At 59.2% G+C, this 15,973-nt stretch carries 26 protein-coding genes; all 26 read left to right on the top strand.

Translation table 11 applies throughout. The annotated features are described in order from the left end of the window. Positions 1-4 precede the first annotated feature (4 nt). The 26 genes from gpM (at position 5) to ACUVOF_RS16225 (ending at position 15,972) form a co-directional block, all read left to right on the top strand. Complete coding sequence (gene gpM, locus ACUVOF_RS16350; RefSeq protein ID WP_447045351.1) at positions 5-685, top strand: phage terminase small subunit; 681 nt, start codon at positions 5-7, stop codon at positions 683-685. Between the two features lie 98 nt (positions 686-783). Beyond that, positions 784-1,245, top strand: coding sequence for a head completion/stabilization protein (locus ACUVOF_RS16345; RefSeq protein ID WP_447045350.1), 462 nt, complete (start codon positions 784-786; stop codon positions 1,243-1,245). Further along, positions 1,242-1,457 carry a tail protein X gene (locus ACUVOF_RS16340; protein WP_447045349.1) on the top strand — a complete coding sequence of 72 codons (216 nt, stop codon included), beginning with the start codon at positions 1,242-1,244 and terminating at the stop codon, positions 1,455-1,457. Before ACUVOF_RS16345 ends, ACUVOF_RS16340 begins: the two co-directional genes overlap by 4 nt. Before the next feature lie 22 nt (positions 1,458-1,479). Further along, positions 1,480-1,821 (top strand): putative holin, encoded by a 342-nt coding sequence (locus ACUVOF_RS16335; RefSeq protein WP_447045348.1) that lies wholly within the window; start codon positions 1,480-1,482, stop codon positions 1,819-1,821. After that, on the top strand, positions 1,803-2,093 hold the full coding sequence (locus ACUVOF_RS16330; protein ID WP_447045347.1) for a phage holin family protein: 291 nt from the start codon (positions 1,803-1,805) through the stop codon (positions 2,091-2,093). Before ACUVOF_RS16335 ends, ACUVOF_RS16330 begins: the two co-directional genes overlap by 19 nt. After that, complete coding sequence (locus ACUVOF_RS16325; RefSeq protein ID WP_447045346.1) at positions 2,093-2,656, top strand: N-acetylmuramoyl-L-alanine amidase; 564 nt, start codon at positions 2,093-2,095, stop codon at positions 2,654-2,656. Before ACUVOF_RS16330 ends, ACUVOF_RS16325 begins: the two co-directional genes overlap by 1 nt. Beyond that, positions 2,653-2,913, top strand: coding sequence for a hypothetical protein (locus ACUVOF_RS16320; RefSeq protein ID WP_447045345.1), 261 nt, complete (start codon positions 2,653-2,655; stop codon positions 2,911-2,913). Before ACUVOF_RS16325 ends, ACUVOF_RS16320 begins: the two co-directional genes overlap by 4 nt. After that, entirely contained in the window at positions 2,910-3,260 is a 351-nt protein-coding gene (locus ACUVOF_RS16315; protein WP_447045344.1) for a hypothetical protein, read from the top strand. The genes ACUVOF_RS16320 and ACUVOF_RS16315 overlap by 4 nt, the downstream gene beginning before the upstream one ends. Then, positions 3,241-3,390 (top strand): hypothetical protein, encoded by a 150-nt coding sequence (locus ACUVOF_RS16310; RefSeq protein WP_447045343.1) that lies wholly within the window; start codon positions 3,241-3,243, stop codon positions 3,388-3,390. The genes ACUVOF_RS16315 and ACUVOF_RS16310 overlap by 20 nt, the downstream gene beginning before the upstream one ends. After that, positions 3,387-3,698: a hypothetical protein gene (locus tag ACUVOF_RS16305; RefSeq protein ID WP_447045342.1), complete on the top strand. Its 312-nt coding sequence runs from the start codon at positions 3,387-3,389 to the stop codon at positions 3,696-3,698. The genes ACUVOF_RS16310 and ACUVOF_RS16305 overlap by 4 nt, the downstream gene beginning before the upstream one ends. Next, positions 3,698-4,537 carry a hypothetical protein gene (locus tag ACUVOF_RS16300; RefSeq protein ID WP_447045341.1) on the top strand — a complete coding sequence of 280 codons (840 nt, stop codon included), beginning with the start codon at positions 3,698-3,700 and terminating at the stop codon, positions 4,535-4,537. The genes ACUVOF_RS16305 and ACUVOF_RS16300 overlap by 1 nt, the downstream gene beginning before the upstream one ends. Then, entirely contained in the window at positions 4,534-4,929 is a 396-nt protein-coding gene (locus tag ACUVOF_RS16295; RefSeq protein ID WP_447045340.1) for a hypothetical protein, read from the top strand. The genes ACUVOF_RS16300 and ACUVOF_RS16295 overlap by 4 nt, the downstream gene beginning before the upstream one ends. Then, positions 4,929-5,414, top strand: a complete 486-nt coding sequence (locus ACUVOF_RS16290; RefSeq protein WP_447045339.1) for a phage tail protein — start codon at positions 4,929-4,931, stop codon at positions 5,412-5,414. Before ACUVOF_RS16295 ends, ACUVOF_RS16290 begins: the two co-directional genes overlap by 1 nt. After that, complete coding sequence (locus tag ACUVOF_RS16285; RefSeq protein ID WP_447045338.1) at positions 5,411-5,866, top strand: phage virion morphogenesis protein; 456 nt, start codon at positions 5,411-5,413, stop codon at positions 5,864-5,866. The genes ACUVOF_RS16290 and ACUVOF_RS16285 overlap by 4 nt, the downstream gene beginning before the upstream one ends. Before the next feature lie 78 nt (positions 5,867-5,944). Further along, complete coding sequence (locus ACUVOF_RS16280) at positions 5,945-6,499, top strand: phage baseplate assembly protein V (protein ID WP_447045337.1); 555 nt, start codon at positions 5,945-5,947, stop codon at positions 6,497-6,499. An 8-nt stretch (positions 6,500-6,507) separates the two neighbouring features. Then, positions 6,508-6,837, top strand: coding sequence for a GPW/gp25 family protein (locus ACUVOF_RS16275; RefSeq protein WP_447045336.1), 330 nt, complete (start codon positions 6,508-6,510; stop codon positions 6,835-6,837). After that, positions 6,834-7,745 carry a baseplate J/gp47 family protein gene (locus ACUVOF_RS16270; protein ID WP_447045335.1) on the top strand — a complete coding sequence of 304 codons (912 nt, stop codon included), beginning with the start codon at positions 6,834-6,836 and terminating at the stop codon, positions 7,743-7,745. Before ACUVOF_RS16275 ends, ACUVOF_RS16270 begins: the two co-directional genes overlap by 4 nt. Continuing rightward, complete coding sequence (locus ACUVOF_RS16265; protein WP_447045334.1) at positions 7,738-8,364, top strand: phage tail protein I; 627 nt, start codon at positions 7,738-7,740, stop codon at positions 8,362-8,364. Before ACUVOF_RS16270 ends, ACUVOF_RS16265 begins: the two co-directional genes overlap by 8 nt. A 12-nt stretch (positions 8,365-8,376) precedes the next feature. Next, positions 8,377-9,357, top strand: coding sequence for a phage tail protein (locus ACUVOF_RS16260; RefSeq protein ID WP_447045333.1), 981 nt, complete (start codon positions 8,377-8,379; stop codon positions 9,355-9,357). 145 nt (positions 9,358-9,502) lie between these two features. After that, on the top strand, positions 9,503-9,931 hold the full coding sequence (locus tag ACUVOF_RS16255; RefSeq protein ID WP_447045332.1) for a DUF4376 domain-containing protein: 429 nt from the start codon (positions 9,503-9,505) through the stop codon (positions 9,929-9,931). Further along, on the top strand, positions 9,928-10,233 hold the full coding sequence (locus tag ACUVOF_RS16250; protein ID WP_447045331.1) for a hypothetical protein: 306 nt from the start codon (positions 9,928-9,930) through the stop codon (positions 10,231-10,233). Before ACUVOF_RS16255 ends, ACUVOF_RS16250 begins: the two co-directional genes overlap by 4 nt. Positions 10,234-10,409: 176 nt before the next feature. After that, complete coding sequence (locus ACUVOF_RS16245) at positions 10,410-11,915, top strand: phage tail sheath protein (protein ID WP_447045330.1); 1,506 nt, start codon at positions 10,410-10,412, stop codon at positions 11,913-11,915. A 43-nt stretch (positions 11,916-11,958) separates the two neighbouring features. Next, positions 11,959-12,468: a phage major tail tube protein gene (locus tag ACUVOF_RS16240; protein ID WP_447045329.1), complete on the top strand. Its 510-nt coding sequence runs from the start codon at positions 11,959-11,961 to the stop codon at positions 12,466-12,468. A 66-nt stretch (positions 12,469-12,534) separates the two neighbouring features. After that, positions 12,535-12,885, top strand: a complete 351-nt coding sequence (locus ACUVOF_RS16235) for a phage tail assembly protein (protein WP_447045328.1) — start codon at positions 12,535-12,537, stop codon at positions 12,883-12,885. 26 nt (positions 12,886-12,911) lie between these two features. Beyond that, positions 12,912-13,052: a GpE family phage tail protein gene (locus ACUVOF_RS16230; protein WP_447045327.1), complete on the top strand. Its 141-nt coding sequence runs from the start codon at positions 12,912-12,914 to the stop codon at positions 13,050-13,052. A 19-nt stretch (positions 13,053-13,071) separates the two neighbouring features. Then, a complete protein-coding gene (locus ACUVOF_RS16225; protein WP_447045326.1) occupies positions 13,072-15,972 on the top strand; it encodes a phage tail tape measure protein in 2,901 nt (966 codons plus the stop codon). Position 15,973: the final 1 nt, after the last annotated feature.

Genomic DNA, 15,973 nt, shown 5'->3' with positions numbered 1-15,973 from the left:
AGTCATGAAAAGCCCAGCCCGTAAACACTTCGAGCAAGTATCCGCCGCGAAAGCGGCGGGCACCGCCACCCCAGGCGAGCAGCAACAAGGCGAGCAATACGAACTTCACAACCGCGCGCTTTATGAAGCAACTCGCACCTTAAGAGACATCAAGTCGATTCAGGCCAAGGTCGAGAAAAAGCGCGAGCTATTGCCCGACTTCATGCCCTACGTCAACGGCGTGTTGGCCGAAGGAAAGGGCGCAAAAGACGATGTCTTAATGACGCTCATGATCTGGTGCATTGATATCGGCGATTACGAAAAAGCCCTCGAAATTGGAGCCTATGCAGTGAAGCACAAGCTCGACACGCCAGACCGTTACGCACGCGACACTGTCAGCGTGCTGGCCGAAGAGATCGCCGAAGGCGTCAAGGTGCAGCTAGCAAAAGAAGACGCAGACGCTGACGCCCTCGCCAACGTAATGGCTCGCGCCGTGGCCATCGTCGGTGATGCCGATATGCACGATGAGATCAAAGCCAAAGTGCACAAAAGCTATGGCTATGCACTTCGAGCCGCCGAAGACAACGAAGGCGCCCTCGAACAGCTCAAGCGCGCCTTAGAGATAAACGACAAAATTGGCGTAAAGCAGGATATCCAGCGCCTGGAAAGCCTCATCAAAAAACAGGGCGAACAGGCTCCCGCCTGACGCCACCCGAGTCGCACCCCGACGGCAAGGGGGCACCGCTAAGCAAGGCTTTTAGCCAGCGCGAAGCGGTCCACCCCCTTCTTTAACAGGTCGCCCACATGCTAGGTCACGGCACCAACCCGCCAAGCCCAACGCTGGAACCGATTGCCAACAACGGCTTTTGGCCAGAGATCAACCCCAACGAATTTCGCGAAGAAGAGCGCGTACACAACATCACGCCGCCTCGCCTACGCCAAGCCCTGCGCGCCGCCATCGCCGACATCAACCGGCAATTATCAGGCTACCAAGCCGAGCAACAGGAAAGCGGCCGCGCCACGATAGACGAAGTACCGGTCGAAAACTGGCAAACGCCCGGCGACCTGCACTTGCTCTACAACCGCGCCGTCTACGCCCAGGCCCAAGCAGATCTATTAGAGCGCTACCGCGACGCCTCAGCCACAAACGAAGGCGACGAACGCGGCGAAGCCAAAGACCTAGCAGCGGATGATTACCGCGCCGATGCCCGCTGGGCAATCGCCGAACTCACCGGCCGCAACCACACCACGGTCGAGCTGATATGAAACGGGTAGTGCGCGCCCACCAGGGCGAAACGCTCGACGCCCTGCTCTACCGCGTCTACGGCAAAACCGCCGCGATTACCGAACAAACGCTCACGCTAAACCCGCACCTCGCCGACCAAGGCCCGGTGCTCAAAGAAGGGACACCGGTCACGCTAACGCCGCCACCGGAAACCCGCGAAACCAAAAAACCAAAAATTCAGCTTTGGAGCTGAGCTAGATACAAAAGGGGATCACATGGCAGAACCAAGCACCATGGCAGCAGCCGGAACCGCCAGCATCGCCGCCGTGGTGATTGGCATGCTGCCCGGCATCGACGCAAACGCAGTAGTAGGCGCCTTTTGCGGCGCCACGCTATTCGTCATCAGCGCGAAAGACCTCGGCATCATCGAGCGTCTCGTTTACCTGTTTATTTCATTCTGCATCGGCTACCTCGGCGGCCCCGCTACCCTCGGCGGCATGTTAGAGCACACCGCCGTGGCCGCCTTCATTGCTTCAGCCGTATCAGTAACGGCGGGGCTCCGAGCGATTGAGGGAGTAAAAACGCTCGACCTTAAAAAATGGCTAGGGGGTCGCTAATGAGCATCACCTACATGATCACCATCGCCGCGGCGCTCGTTGTCATTGCCCGGCTGCTCACATTCCGCCGCCGCGCCGGTCGCTACCGCCCCGGCGTCGCATTAACAGCATGGCTAATCATCGTGGCCACAACATGCGCCGTCATTTTTGGCCCACCCGACACCGCCAACGGCAGGCTGATTATCGCCGCCGCCATGGTCGTACTCGCCATCGCCCTCAACCGCACCGGCGGCAACGTCGCCCACCTAATGCGCCCGCTACGGAGGCAATAATGTCAAAGCTAAAATACGCAGCGCTGCAAACCCAAACGCTGTTTATCTCCGCTGGCCACAGCGACAAAGACCCCGGCGCCGTTGCCAATGGCTACACCGAAGCCAACGTTGTGCTGGATTTTCGAGACCGGCTAGCAACCTATCTTAGCGATAAAGTGTTTTTTTCCCAGGATGGCAAGCGCGGACAAAACCTGCCGCTCACCGTCGCCGCGAATGAAGCCTTAATGCATGACATCGCCGTCGAATTCCACTGCAACGCCTTTGCCAAGCCGACGGCCACCGGCGTGGAAACACTCAGCGCAAAACAGCACTACCCGCTGGGCAATGCGCTGTGCATCGCCCTATCAACCGCGCTCGGCATCCCCAATCGTGGCGCCAAAGGAGAAGGTTCCGGCCAGCACAGCCGCCTCGCGTTCATCCGCCGCGGCAACGGTGTCATTGTCGAACTGTTTTTTCTCACCAACCCCAACGACCTGAAACGCTATATCGAAAACATCGATGCCTGCGTCGAAGCCTTCGGCAATGCTCTGGTTGAAGCGGTCTGCCAGAGGATCGCCGCATGATTAAAAAATACCTTTTGTTCCTACTAGATTTTACGATCCCGCGTTTTATCGAAGAGGATGTCGCTTTCTTCGTTGATGAGTGCGGAAACATGGTCCCAATGTTTAAGGCCGATCAAGCTCATGAAAGCGACCATCTTTTTATTGATTACGTCGGTCGTGTTAAGTCGTTTCAAGTGATGGGTGTTGCGTTAAGAGGTCGTTTGGTCGGGGAGTACCAACGGTTTGAAGAATGGGCGCGGCATCGGGGCGAGAAATGAACAAACTCACCCTACTAGCCCGCGCCGCCGCCATAGCCGCCACCTTCGCAGCAGGCTACCAAGTAGCCGATTGGCAAAACGACAGCCACGCCCTCACCGCCGAGCGCGCCGCCCAACAAGCCATCGACGCCGCCATGCAACGCGAATCAAAAATCGCCGCCCACGTCGAAGAGCGCCTCGGCGAGCTAACGGCAAACGAACGGGTAATCGATAGGGGAATCATCCGTGAAATTCAAAAGCCGATTTATCAGCGCGTTTGCCTTGGCCCTGACGCTATCCGCCTGCTCAACCACGCCGCCGCCGGGACCGACCCCAACGCAGCAGAACATGATGAAGCGTTGCCCTGAAACGCTGCCCCCGCTCGGTGACGGCACCGGCGGCGATGTCACCCTAACGATGGGCACCTGGGCCAGCCAGTACCACGACTGCGCAACCAGGCATAACGGACTAATTGAAACCCTGGAAGACCCACAATGAAGCTATTCAGCAACCAACAAACCAACGGCGCGAGCAGCGAATACCGCCACCCCGGCAAAACGCTCAACATCTACGTCGCGGGCAACCTCGGCGGCGGCACGGTCATTGTTGAGGCCCAGCTACCCGACAAAAGCGGCTGGCTACCCATCAGCGGTGGCGTGTTAGAAAGCCCCGGCCTACACGTACTCAACGCCGCCCCGCTCACCGTCCGCGTCAGCCTCAGCGGTGCCGCATCACCAAACCTCAACGTCTGGGCAGAAAGCGACGACACCACCACTTACCGCCGCGTATTCCGTAAGGCCGAATAATGATTACACCCGCCATCACCCAGCCGATCACCCCAGTCATCCGGTCACCGTTCGGTCGCGTGGTGGCCACCATCGCCCCGCCACTGCCGGAATCAGCGGTTGATCCACTGCTCGCGTTTTTCAGCGCGGGAGATAGCGGTTTAATTGCTGATCCATCGATCGACTCGCGGCGATTTATTACGACAGAGGAAATAACGAGAGCAGCCGCGGGAGATCCTGTAGGCCGTGTGGTGGATGCGTTGAGTGGCGGCCCTGGAATATCACAATCAGTAGCGGCTAATCGTCCGATATACAGCGCTGAGCGGGGCATGTTGATTTATGACGGCAATGAAGATTTTATGGATACAGGTGTAGAAAGGATTGGTAAAACAGGCCTTTTTGCATCGCCATCAGAGCAGTTTTGTGTAGCTATTGCCTTTATCGTATCCCCTTCGTATGAAGCCAATGACTCAATTATATCGAGAGCACAAGGCGCGCTTTCAGAACGTGCCTTTTTGCTTTATCTAAGATCAACGGGGCGTGCCCGCGTCATTTGTCGCGGGGCAAGTACAGGCGACGCGGATTTGCCTTTGCTTAACACCGGCGAAGACTTGAACGTTATTGCGATCAACTGGGACGGTTCGACGCTGACATACCGAAATGAGCGGGGAGATGTGAGAACAATTGGAGTAGGCACAGCGCCGGAGCAATCAGGCTCGCGTATTGTTTTTGGAGCCAATCACAACGGCACCGATTTCCACTTCACTGGCCGACAGGGAGCGGGATTTATAATTGATCGTTCAATGAGTGAGGCTGAGCAAGTCAGTCTGATCAGCGAGCTAATGAGTAGGCACATATGACCCAATATACCCACACAATCACCATCGCCGTGCCCGCCGCCCACATCGCTGACGCCAACCAGCTCGCCCTGGTGCTCGGCGAAACCGCCGCCGACGACCAAACCTTCGGCGCACTCAACTACCAAGACGAAGCCGGAAACCGCTACAGCGTTTGCAGCACCGTTGCCAAGCCCATATTTACAGAGAACGCAGGCAAGCCACTGGTCGCGCCAGAGTTCGCCCCGGCCGCCGATCTCGCCGCCGCCACCCGCGCCCAAGCGCTGCTCAGTATTAACGACCAACCCGCCGCGCATGATCGCATCGCCGCCCGCGTCGGCACGCGCCACGAAACCGCCCAACAGCACATCGCCGCCCTAGGCCTAACCCCGCTCCCCAGCGAAGAAGAAGTCTAATGCTAAAACTCCAATCCCTACGCGCCCACCTGCTCGCCTCAGTGCCCGAGCTAGCAAGAAACCCCGAAGCACTCCACACCTTCGTCAACGACGGCAAGGTCAAGTTTTCGCGCGGTACCAACCTGAGCCACCAGTACACGGTCGATGCTCAAATCATCATCACCGACTACACCGGCTCGCTCGATACCGTCATGATTCCCTTGCTGCAATGGCTCAACAGCTACGAACCGGGTTTAGTCGAAGACGAAGCCGTCCAGGTAGAAGCCGAAATTCTCAACAACACCCATTGGGATCTAGCATTAACCGTGCGCCTAACCGAGCGCGTCGTCGCCCTGGTCAACTGCGAAACCGGCGACATCGACACCGAGCACCGCATGCTCGAATACCCAGCCGATGCCTGCCCCGCCAAGTCATGGCAGCTCAACATAAAACACCCCGGCGATGCCGAATATACCCAGGAAGCGGCATGGGATAGCCCAGAATGAGTGACGAGCTCAAGCAGCTAGAAGGCTGGATCACCCCTCTAATCGAAAAGCTCTCACCCAAAGAGCGCCGAGTGCTGGCCCGCGAAGTCGCCCGCGACCTGCGCATCGCCAACCGCGAACGCATCAAAGCCCAGCAAAACCCCGACGGCACACCTTACGAGCCACGCAACCAACTACGTGGCCGAAGCGGAGCCATCCGCCGCAAGGCTATGTTTACCAAACTGCGCACCGCCAAATACCTCAAAATCAAAACCAGCTCTGACGAAGCCGCCGTCGCGTTCCTCGGTCGCGTCGCCCGCATCGCCCGCGAACACCACTACGGTCTCCGCGCCCGCGTCGAAAAAGGCGGCCCAATGCACAAATACGCCCGCCGAGAACTCGTCGGCTTCAACAATGCCGACCGTGAACGCATCCGCGACAGCCTCATCAACCACCTAACCCCGCCCAACTAAACGCCGTCACTTGTCCTAAACGGCTGGCACAACGCACGCCGCTACCCACACGCGCGTAAGCCCCGCAGCATTGGCGGCATGAACAACGTCGCCGAACTACTCCGCCTGATTGAAAACGTCATTCGCCTGGGGGCCATCGCCCAGGTCGATCACGACGCCGCCCGCGTGCGCGTCAAATCCGGCGCGCTATTAACCGCCTGGGTACCGTGGATCACCGCCCGCGCGGGCACTACCCGCGATTGGAACCCGCCCACCGTCGGCGAACAGTGCGTATTGTTCTCACCCGGCGGCGACACCGCCAACGCCTTCGCCATGCCCAGCCTATTTCAGTTATCAGCGCCGCCCCCGAGCAACGACCCCGGCGTCATCAGCCGCCTGTTTCCCGATAGCGCCCTGTTTGAATACGACCACGCCAACAGCGTGCTACGCATCAACCTGCCGGGCTCCATCGAAATCAACGCCCCCGGCGGCACCCAATGGGTCGGCAACATCAACCACCAGGGCGACATGCAGCGCGAAGGCAGCGACATCCAAACCGGCGGTAGCAAATCCCACAACGGCAAAAACGTCGGCAGCACCCATAACCACGGCGGCATTTCACGCGGTGGCAGCAATACGGATGGGCCCAACTAATGACAGGCATGAACGTCAACACCGGAAAACCGCTCGACGGCATCGAGCACATCCGCCAATCCATCGCCGACATCATCACCACCCCGATTGGCTCCCGCGTCATGCGCCGCGAATACGGCAGCCTCGTCCCCGAGCTGCTCGATATGCCCATCAGCGACGCGCTCTTAATGCAGGTCTACGCCGCCACCGTCATCGCCGTCACCCAATGGGAGCCCCGAATCAGCATCACCGGCACTCGCAGCATCGTCAGCACCGCCGCCCCCGGCCAAGTGCTGATTGAGCTCTACGGCAAAACCAACGACGGCGAGACCATCACCGCGGGAGTCCCCATCGCATGAGTACCACCATTGACCTCTCCCAGCTCCCCGCGCCCAACGTCATCGAGCCGCTAGATTTTGAAACCGTCTTCGAAGAGCGCAAAGCCGCGCTACTCGAACTCGTAAGCACCGAGCAGCGCGCCCAGGTCGAGCAAACCCTGCAGCTCGAAAGCGAACCGCTCACCAAGCTGCTACAAGAGAACGCCTACCGCGAACTGGTATGGCGTCAGCGCGTCAACGAAGCCGCCCGCGCCGTCATGCTCCCCTTTGCCAACGATGAAGACCTAGACAACCTCGTCGCTAACTTCGAAGTCGAACGCCTAATGATTAGCCCCGGCGACCCCAACGCCACACCGCCGGTACCGCCCACCTATGAAAACAACACCAACCTACGCCTACGCGCCCAGCGCGCCTGGGAAGGCCTGAGCGTTGCAGGCCCACGCGGCGCCTATAAATTCCACGCCCTCAGCGCCGACGGCCGCGTCGCCGATGCCGCCGCCATTAGCCCAAGCCCGGCAGCTGCAACCGTTACCGTGCTTTCCACCGAAGGCGACGGCGAAGCAAGCCAGGCGCTACTCGACATCGTCGAAACCGCGCTCTCCGCCGAAGACATCCGCCCCGTAGGCGACCGGCTCACCGTGCAATCGGCGGAAATCATCGACTACCTGATCGCCGCCACGCTCTACCTTTACCCAGGGCCGGAACAGGAACCCATTCTCGAAGCCGCCACCCAATCGCTAAACCGCTACATCAGCACCCAACGCCGCATCGGTCGCGATATTCGTATCTCTGCTATTCACGCCGCGCTACACGTCGAAGGCGTCCAGCGGGTAGAACTCAGCGAGCCCCCCGCCGATGTCGTCCTCGACGACACCCAGGCCGCCCACTGCACCCAAACGCAAGTCGAGATAGGCGGTAGCGATGAGTAACCAACGCCGCCCCCTGCTCCCCGGCAACGCCAGCCGCTTAGAGCGCGCCGCCGCCGAAGCCCTCGCCGATATTCAGCGCGTCCCGGTCCCGCTTCGCCAGCTTTGGAACCCCTACACCTGCCCCGAGCGATTACTCCCCTACCTCGCCTGGGCGTTTTCCGTAGACCGCTGGGACCCAGCATGGAGCACCGCCGCCAAGCGCGAGGTAATCGCCACCTCGTTCTACGTGCACCGCAAAAAAGGCACCATCGCCGCGCTGCGTCGCGTCGTGGAGCCATTGGGCTATTTGCTGGAAGTCGACGAATGGTGGCAAACCGCCCCAGAAGGCGAGCCCGGCACGTTTGCCTTGAGAATCGGCGTACTCGAAACCGGCATCACCGATGAAATGTACGACGAACTCACCCGATTAATCGACGACGCCAAGCCGCTCACCCGCCACATCACCGGCCTGGACCTACTCGGCGAAACGCGCGGCGCGATACACCTCGGCTGCACCGTCTACGACGGCCACGAAACCACCGTCTATCCCTATGTCGCTCAGGAAACCCAAACCACCGGGGCCATCTATATCGGCGGCGCGCTCCACAGCATCGACACCACCACCGTCTACCCCCAATAAGAGGCCACGCACATGCCGCAGTTCTACACCGTGCCCACGGCAATCGGCGAAGCGAAAATCGCCAACGCCATCGCCCTGGGCGACACGATCAACATTACCCAGCTCGCCATCGGCGACGGTGGCGGCACCCTGCCCACGCCCGACAGCGACCGAACCGCCCTGGTCAACGAAGTACGCCGCGGGGCCATCAACACGAGCCACGTCGACGACGACAACCCCAATTGGATCGTCGTCGAGCAGGTGCTACCGCCCGACGTCGGCGGCTGGACGATCCGCGAGGTCGGCATTTTTGATGAAGATGACGACCTAATCGCCTACGGCAACTACCCCGAAACCTACAAGCCGGTACTCAGCGAAGGCAGCGGCCGCACGCAAACCATCCGCTTTGTCATGCAAGTCAGCAGCACCGCCGCCATCACTCTAAAGGTCGACCCCTCGGTCGTACTCGCCACCCGCGCCTATGTTGATGATCAACGTGCAGAGCACGAAGAAAGCCGTAATCACCCCGCAGCAAATGAAACCGAGCAGGGAATGGCCCGCCTCGCCAGTCAGCTTGAAACTGATGGGGGTGAAAACGACAGTGCATTCATCTCCCCTTTAAAGCTACAAGGAAAAACAGCATCAGCAGCAGAGGCTCAAGCGCTTGCCAGTTTGTCGAGATTGTTGACACCTGGTCGACTTAACGATGCGTTAAAAGGAGAGAATCAAGCTCTAAGCTTTAAGGGGTATCAAGTGCTGCCGGGTGGGCTTGTGCTGCAATGGGCTACGGAATCCGCTAAAACTGCCGGAGATATAATCTCGTTTCCTATTGAGTTTCCTGCCGCATGTTTAACGGTAGTAACCGGAGGACGAATGGCCGCGACGACGTCAACAAGAACGATTGGCGTTAATCCAAATACAATATCTAAAAATAGCTTTGAAGTTGAAATAAGAGATGAAAACGGAGCACGGAGTGGAAACGGAAACTTTTATTACATAGCCATAGGTTATTGATATGTTATTCAGCCCTTCAAAAAATACATTTTATCCTGAGCAATTGCGGCCTCGTTATGAAAAATCGGGGTCGTGGCCATCTGATGCTATTCAGCTCACTGCTGCTGAATGGAAAACATACGGACAAGGCGAACCACCCGAAGGCATGCAACGCGGCGCAGACGAAAACGGCCGCCTGGCATGGGTGCCTATTCCGTCGCTTGATCTCGAAACCATAGCGGCTCGCAAAAGCCGCGAGATCGAAACCGCCCGCGACGCCGCCATCAACGAAGGGTTTAAGTACACCTTCGGCGAAACAAGCGACGTGGTGCAAACCCGCGAGCGTGACCGCGAAAACCTCACCGGCTTGGCGGTATCGGCTCAACGCCACCCGGATAAAACGTTCCACTTCCGCGCGGAATCAAACAACACCTACGAGCTATCAAGTAGCGAAATCCTCGCCCTGGCCGATGCCGCCCAAGCCCACGTCAGCGAGCAGTACGCCAAAAGCTGGCAACTCAAAGCAATGGTCACCGCTGCGTTTGATGATGAGGATCGCGTTGCTCTGGAAAATATCAGCTGGAATAACCAATGAATAAAAGCCAACTCGAACACGCACTGATTGCATTAGCCATTCAGGCGCTCGCCTCGCTACTGATAGGCCCATGGTGGGCAGGCTCGCTTGCCGTAACACTGTTTATCGGTCGTGAGATTGCACAGAACGAATACCGCATAGCACATCACCGTGGTTGGCAGTGGGGTGAAAAGCTGCCAGTGAAATGGCACGAAGGGATATGGAAAGGCTGGACGCGTGATTCCGTGCTTGATGTACTAGCGCCGTTGGTAGCCTGCTTACTCTTCGCAGCACTGACACGCTCCTGGCCACTGCTGAGCTAACACCACCAACCAAGCCCGCCACTCGGCGGGCTTTTCCCTTCATAACTACCCGCATTCTGTCCAGCCCACCCCGCACAACGCCCGCCGCTACCCTCCCGCGCGCAAGCCCCACACCATGGGCATCACTCAGCAAGTCAAACCAGAACCCCGCTTGAACCTGCGCAGGAGCCAAGCACATGGCAGACCAATACCATCACGGCGCACGTGTTGTCGAAATCAACGAAGGCACGCGCCCCATTCGCACTATCAGCACCGCCGTTATCGGCCTAGCCGCCACGGCACCTAATGCCAGCCCCGGCGAAAAAGCCACCGCCACCATTAACGGTATCGAGCCTGACTCCGGCATCGTGTTCACCGCCGCCAATGTCGGTATTCCCGGTAACAACATCCGTATTACCTTTGAAGACCCCGGCGAACCCTCCGCCGCGATTAACGTCACCGTCGACGAAAAGCGCATCACAGTGTCACTCGCCACCGACGCCGAGGGCGAAATCCTCAGCACCGCCGCCGAAGTCGTCGATGCCGTCAACGCCGAAGCCGCCGCCGTGGTCACCGCTGCAGTGGAAAGCACCGGCCAAGACGTCGTCACCACCGCCGAGCGCGTCGCGTTAACCGGCGGCGTGGATGAACCCTTCCCGCTTAACGAACCGGTACTGATCACCAACATCTACACCGCCATTGGCAACGCAGGCGCGGGCGGCACGCTGCGCCGGGCGCTAACGGCCATCGTCGACGAAACCAAAGCCGTGGTAGTGGTAGTGCGTGTTGAAAAGGGCGAAGACGCAGACGCCACCACCGCCAACGTTATCGGCGGAGTCGATCAAGAAACAGGCAAGAAAACCGGCATCCAAGCCTTCACCGCGGCGGAAACCAAGTTCGGCGTGAAGCCCCGCATCTTCGGCGCACCCGACCTAGACACCCAGGCGGTAACCGCCGCCCTCGCAGGCATCGCCCAGCAATTGCGCGGATTTGTGTATGCGTTCGCTCACGGCTGCGAAACCAAAGAACAAGCCCGCATGTACCGCGAAAATTTTGGCCAGCGCGAAGTCATGATCATCTGGCCAAACTGGCAAGCATTCGACGTCGACGCCGAAGAAACCCTGCCACTCCCCGCCGTCGCCAAGGCGCTAGGCCACCGCGCGCGCCTCGATAACGAAATCGGCTGGCATAAAACCCTGTCCAACATGCCGGTTAACGGCGTCACCGGCATCACCAAAGAGCTGTCCTGGGATCTGCAAGACCCCAATACCGATGCGGGCTACCTCAACGAAGCCGATGTAACAACGCTCATTCGCAAAGAAGGCTTCCGCTTCTGGGGCTCCCGCACCTGTTCGGCAGATCCCCTCTTCGCGTTCGAGTCTTACACACGCACCGCCCAGGTGCTCGCCGACACCATCGCCGAAGCGCACTTTTGGGCCATCGACAAACCGATGCACCCATCACTGGTGCGCGACATCATCGAAGGCGTCAACGCAAAGTTCCGCGAGCTGACCCGCAAGGGGTACATCATCGGCGGGTCCGCGTGGTTCGATGCCGAGCTAAACAGCCCCGAAGTCTTGAAGAGCGGCAAGCTCTACATCGACTACGACTACACCCCGGTGCCGCCTCTGGAAGATTTAACGTTCCAGCAGCGCATCACCGACCGTTATTTGGTCGATTTTGCCGACCGCATCAGCGAATAAGCCGCCGCCCAGCAGCAATAGGCACTAACAGGAGCAAGCCACAATGGCACTACCTCACATTCTCAAAGACTTTAACTTGTTCGGCGACGGCAACAACTGGCAGGGCCAGATTCCAGAATTGACGCTACCCGAACTCGCCCGCCGCATGGTCGAGTACGAAGGCGGCGGCATGGACGGCCCCATCGAAGTCGACCACGGTAACGAACTGCAAACGTTCGAATGGACGGCCGGCGGGATGATCGTCGACATCTTCGACACCTACGGCAGCGCGATTCACGACGCCACAATGCTTCGCTTTACCGGCTCTTACGAATCCGACGAAGACGGCGGCATTATCCCGGTCGAGATCGTCATGCGCGGCCGCCACAAAACCATCGGCATGGGCGACGCCAGTAAGGGCGACAACAACACCAAGAGCATCACCACCACTCTCAGCTACTTCAAACTCACGGTAGACGGCGAAGACATCATCGAGCGCGACGTCCCCGGCTTCGTCTTCATCGTTCGCGGCACCGACCGCCTAGCCGAACGCCGCCGCGCCCTCGGTTTATAAAAGCCAACCCGACTCACTCACCACGGCCGCCCCGGCGGCCACACCCAATCAAAGGAACGCATCACCATGACTGACAAGAACGAAACCCAAGCAGCAGAAACCACCGACACCCAGCCAGCCACCGCTTCAGGCGTACCCACTGAGGTAGTCGAGCTGGAAACCCCGCTGCAGCGTGGCAAAACGCTGGTGAAAGAAATCACCGTGCGCAAGCCCATGTCCGGCGGTATGCGTGGCGTCTCCCTGGTCGACATCATGAACCTGGACGTGACCGCCCTTACCAAAGTCATGCCCCGCATTACATCCCCGGCACTCACCGAAGCCGAATTGAAAACCATGGACATCGTCGACCTCGTCCAGCTAGGCACGGCGCTGAACGGTTTTTTAACCCCAAAAAAGTACAAGGAAGTGGAAGCCTAACGCTTCCCGAGTTCGTCGAAGACGCCATGGCCGACTTGGCCATGGTGTTTCACTGGGAGCCCCAAGCCATGGACGGCATGGAGTTAGAAGAACTCATGGAATGGCGCGAACGCGCCCGCAAACGCCACGAAGGCAGCAAGCCCAAAGGCAAGCAAGGCGGCAAATAAGTAACCAGAAGGTAAACCGATGGCACGCGATCTACGACTGCAAGTGATGCTCAACGCCGTGGACCGTGTCACCGGCCCACTAAAGCGCATGCGCGAAGGCGCCGGAAAAACCGGCCAAGCGATGCGCGAAACCCGCGACCAGCTCAAAGAGCTGCAACGACAGCAAAGCGACCTCACCAGCTACCGCAAAGCCAACGCCGCGCTACGCACCAACTCCCGCGCGATGCGCGACGCCCAAAACCGCAACCGCGAATACACCCAGGCACTGGAACGCCAGCGCGAAGCCCACGTCGGCATAAAATCCGGCCTCACCGTCGCACGCCGCGAATACGACCGGCTGGCTAAAGAGTTACTCAACACCAAGCAACCCACCGACCAGCTAAGCGCCTCATTAGAACGCGCCCGCGTCCGCCTGCACGGCCAGCAAACCGAGTTCGATCGCTCCGCCCGATCGATGAAGGAATACCGCAACCGAACCCGCAACGCAGGCGAAGAGGTAAAACGGCTAACCCAAAACCACGCCACCCAAACCGAGCGCATCAGGGGGCTAAAAACACGGCTCGACGAAGCGGGCATCAGCACCGACAACCTTGGCCGCAGCGCTCGCGAGCTACGCACCAAAGAGGATCGGCTAAACACCTCGCTGCAAGAGCAAAAACGCCACCTTGCCGAAGTCGCCGAACGGCAAAAGCGATTAACCCGCGCCCGAGACCAGTATCAAAACAGCATGGGCAACGTCGCCCGCGCCCAAGGCGTGGGCATGGGCATGCTCGGCACCGGCATGGCGTCAGGTTATGCAGCCTCGCGCCTGTTAACCCCCGGCGTTGCCTGGGCGGAACAGATGAGCACCCTGCAAGCCGTGGGCCGCTTCGGTGCCGAAGATGAACGCTACCAAGGCCTACGCCAGCAATCCCGCGACCTCGGCGGCTCTACGGCATTCAGTGCCACCGAAGTCGGCGGCGGGCAAGAATTCCTATTGCGCGCGGGCATGAGTGCCGAAGCGATTCAATCGTCTATGCGTGATGTCCTGAATCTAGCGCTGGCCAACAATACTGAGCTAGCCCGGGCGGCGGACATCGCCTCCAATATCGCTGGTACCTTCAAGATCGATATGGAAGTTGAGGGGGCGATGGGCCGCGTGGGAGACATTCTCTCCGGTACCGCCAGCCGCGCGAACGTCAGTCTCGAAATGCTCGGCGACACCATGAAGTACCTGGGCGGCGCCGAAGATTTAGACCTCACCATGCAGCAAGCCGCCGCAATGGCAGGCCTAATGGGGAATATCGGTATCCAGGGCAGTATGGCCGGTACTGCCATGCGAGCGATGAGCAACCGCTTAACCAAGCCCGCCAAGGAAGGTCGCGATGCCATGGAAGCCCTTAATCTCTCGGTGGCAGACGCCAGCGGAAACATGCGCGACATGCCCGATATTCTCCGCGACCTCAACAACGCGACACGCGATTTAGGCAACGTCGAGCGACGCGCTATGCTCTCCGCTATCTTCGGCGCTGAAGCCGGGTCGGGAATGACCGAGCTAGTCAACGGCATGGCCGATGGCCAGCTTGATGAATTGATCAATGCGCTTCAAAACAACGCCGGTGAAAACGCCGAAATGTCCAGAGTCATGGCTGATAACATCGGCGGCGATTTAAAGAACCTGCGCAGCGCCTGGGAAGAGGTCGGCATCAGTATTACCGACACCAACGACGGCCCGCTACGCCAACTAGTCCAGAACATTACCGAGATCACGCGCGGCGTCGGCGATTGGATCAAAGCCAACCCTGAACTAACCGGCACTATCGCCAAGGTGGCAGCGGGCATGATCGCCCTGGCCACCGTCGGCGGTGCTGTCACGATGATGATGGCCAGCATTCTAGGCCCGCTACTGTTCACCAAGTTCGCCATGACCACCTTGGGTATCAAAGCAGGTGGCCTGGGTAAAACGTTGGGATGGATCGCCAAAACTGCCATCCCTTGGGTAGCCGGTGCGCTCAAAGGTTTGTTAATCGCAATAGGCCCCATCGGATGGGGTATTGCCGCCATCGCGGGTGCCGCCTTCCTGATTTACAAATACTGGGAACCCATCAAAACGTTTTTCGTTGGCCTTTGGCAGCAAGTCAAAGCCGCATTCGATGAAGGTGTGGGCGGAGTCGCTCGGCTGCTCGTCAACTGGTCACCGTTCGGCCTGATTTATAACGCCATTATCAGCACCGTTGAGCGGCTAGGCATTACCGTGCCGGAAAAATTTAGCGACTTCGGTAGCATGATTGTCGATGGCATCATCGGCGGTATCACCAGCAAGGTCGGCGAGCTGCGCAACTACGTAACCGGATTGGCCAGCGACATAGCAGGCTGGATGGGCGATACCGTGAGCGGTGCGGTCGATGTCGGAAAAGATATTTCCAAGGGTCTGGGCGATGGTATTGAAAGTGCAACCGGGTGGGCGAGAGGGGCCATAAACCGGCTAACAGGTGGGGCAGAAGACGAAGCCCGCGAACGCCTGGACACTCACTCCCCTAGTCGCGTGTTTCGTAGCATCGGTATCGACGTGGCCAAAGGGTTGGCCAACGGTATCGAGGGCGATTCCGATGGCCCGTTGAAGCAAGTCCGCGCCCTGGCCAACAACCTACGCAACGCCGCCGGCGGTTTAATACTCAGCGCGGGGCTCTCCACCGGCGCCGCCGCCAGCGTCGACACCAGCAGCATTCAAATCGACGCCCGCCCACCACTGCAAAGTCATACCAGCGGCGACGCGGGTAGCGTCACGATCAACCTGGGCGGTTTCACTGTGAATGCAGCGCCGGGCATGGATGAGCAAGCCCTGGCCCGGTTGGTAGGCGTAGAGGTGCAGCGCGCCCTACGCGAAGCCGAAAGTAAGCTCGCCGCCGCGCAACGCCGCAACTTCCACGATAACGATTAGG

The organism is Vreelandella sp. H-I2, assembly GCF_052959335.1.
Note: the sequence above shows the minus strand (reverse complement) of the source record. Positions and strands in the feature narration are given on the sequence as shown.

Coding starts and splice junctions, on each gene's coding strand:
- gpM (WP_447045351.1), top strand. CDS start 5: ATGAAAAGCCCAGCCCGTAAACACTTCGAGCAAGTATCCGCCGCGAAA.
- ACUVOF_RS16345 (WP_447045350.1), top strand. CDS start 784: ATGCTAGGTCACGGCACCAACCCGCCAAGCCCAACGCTGGAACCGATT.
- ACUVOF_RS16340 (WP_447045349.1), top strand. CDS start 1,242: ATGAAACGGGTAGTGCGCGCCCACCAGGGCGAAACGCTCGACGCCCTG.
- ACUVOF_RS16335 (WP_447045348.1), top strand. CDS start 1,480: ATGGCAGAACCAAGCACCATGGCAGCAGCCGGAACCGCCAGCATCGCC.
- ACUVOF_RS16330 (WP_447045347.1), top strand. CDS start 1,803: ATGGCTAGGGGGTCGCTAATGAGCATCACCTACATGATCACCATCGCC.
- ACUVOF_RS16325 (WP_447045346.1), top strand. CDS start 2,093: ATGTCAAAGCTAAAATACGCAGCGCTGCAAACCCAAACGCTGTTTATC.
- ACUVOF_RS16320 (WP_447045345.1), top strand. CDS start 2,653: ATGATTAAAAAATACCTTTTGTTCCTACTAGATTTTACGATCCCGCGT.
- ACUVOF_RS16315 (WP_447045344.1), top strand. CDS start 2,910: ATGAACAAACTCACCCTACTAGCCCGCGCCGCCGCCATAGCCGCCACC.
- ACUVOF_RS16310 (WP_447045343.1), top strand. CDS start 3,241: ATGATGAAGCGTTGCCCTGAAACGCTGCCCCCGCTCGGTGACGGCACC.
- ACUVOF_RS16305 (WP_447045342.1), top strand. CDS start 3,387: ATGAAGCTATTCAGCAACCAACAAACCAACGGCGCGAGCAGCGAATAC.
- ACUVOF_RS16300 (WP_447045341.1), top strand. CDS start 3,698: ATGATTACACCCGCCATCACCCAGCCGATCACCCCAGTCATCCGGTCA.
- ACUVOF_RS16295 (WP_447045340.1), top strand. CDS start 4,534: ATGACCCAATATACCCACACAATCACCATCGCCGTGCCCGCCGCCCAC.
- ACUVOF_RS16290 (WP_447045339.1), top strand. CDS start 4,929: ATGCTAAAACTCCAATCCCTACGCGCCCACCTGCTCGCCTCAGTGCCC.
- ACUVOF_RS16285 (WP_447045338.1), top strand. CDS start 5,411: ATGAGTGACGAGCTCAAGCAGCTAGAAGGCTGGATCACCCCTCTAATC.
- ACUVOF_RS16280 (WP_447045337.1), top strand. CDS start 5,945: ATGAACAACGTCGCCGAACTACTCCGCCTGATTGAAAACGTCATTCGC.
- ACUVOF_RS16275 (WP_447045336.1), top strand. CDS start 6,508: ATGAACGTCAACACCGGAAAACCGCTCGACGGCATCGAGCACATCCGC.
- ACUVOF_RS16270 (WP_447045335.1), top strand. CDS start 6,834: ATGAGTACCACCATTGACCTCTCCCAGCTCCCCGCGCCCAACGTCATC.
- ACUVOF_RS16265 (WP_447045334.1), top strand. CDS start 7,738: ATGAGTAACCAACGCCGCCCCCTGCTCCCCGGCAACGCCAGCCGCTTA.
- ACUVOF_RS16260 (WP_447045333.1), top strand. CDS start 8,377: ATGCCGCAGTTCTACACCGTGCCCACGGCAATCGGCGAAGCGAAAATC.
- ACUVOF_RS16255 (WP_447045332.1), top strand. CDS start 9,503: ATGCAACGCGGCGCAGACGAAAACGGCCGCCTGGCATGGGTGCCTATT.
- ACUVOF_RS16250 (WP_447045331.1), top strand. CDS start 9,928: ATGAATAAAAGCCAACTCGAACACGCACTGATTGCATTAGCCATTCAG.
- ACUVOF_RS16245 (WP_447045330.1), top strand. CDS start 10,410: ATGGCAGACCAATACCATCACGGCGCACGTGTTGTCGAAATCAACGAA.
- ACUVOF_RS16240 (WP_447045329.1), top strand. CDS start 11,959: ATGGCACTACCTCACATTCTCAAAGACTTTAACTTGTTCGGCGACGGC.
- ACUVOF_RS16235 (WP_447045328.1), top strand. CDS start 12,535: ATGACTGACAAGAACGAAACCCAAGCAGCAGAAACCACCGACACCCAG.
- ACUVOF_RS16230 (WP_447045327.1), top strand. CDS start 12,912: ATGGCCGACTTGGCCATGGTGTTTCACTGGGAGCCCCAAGCCATGGAC.
- ACUVOF_RS16225 (WP_447045326.1), top strand. CDS start 13,072: ATGGCACGCGATCTACGACTGCAAGTGATGCTCAACGCCGTGGACCGT.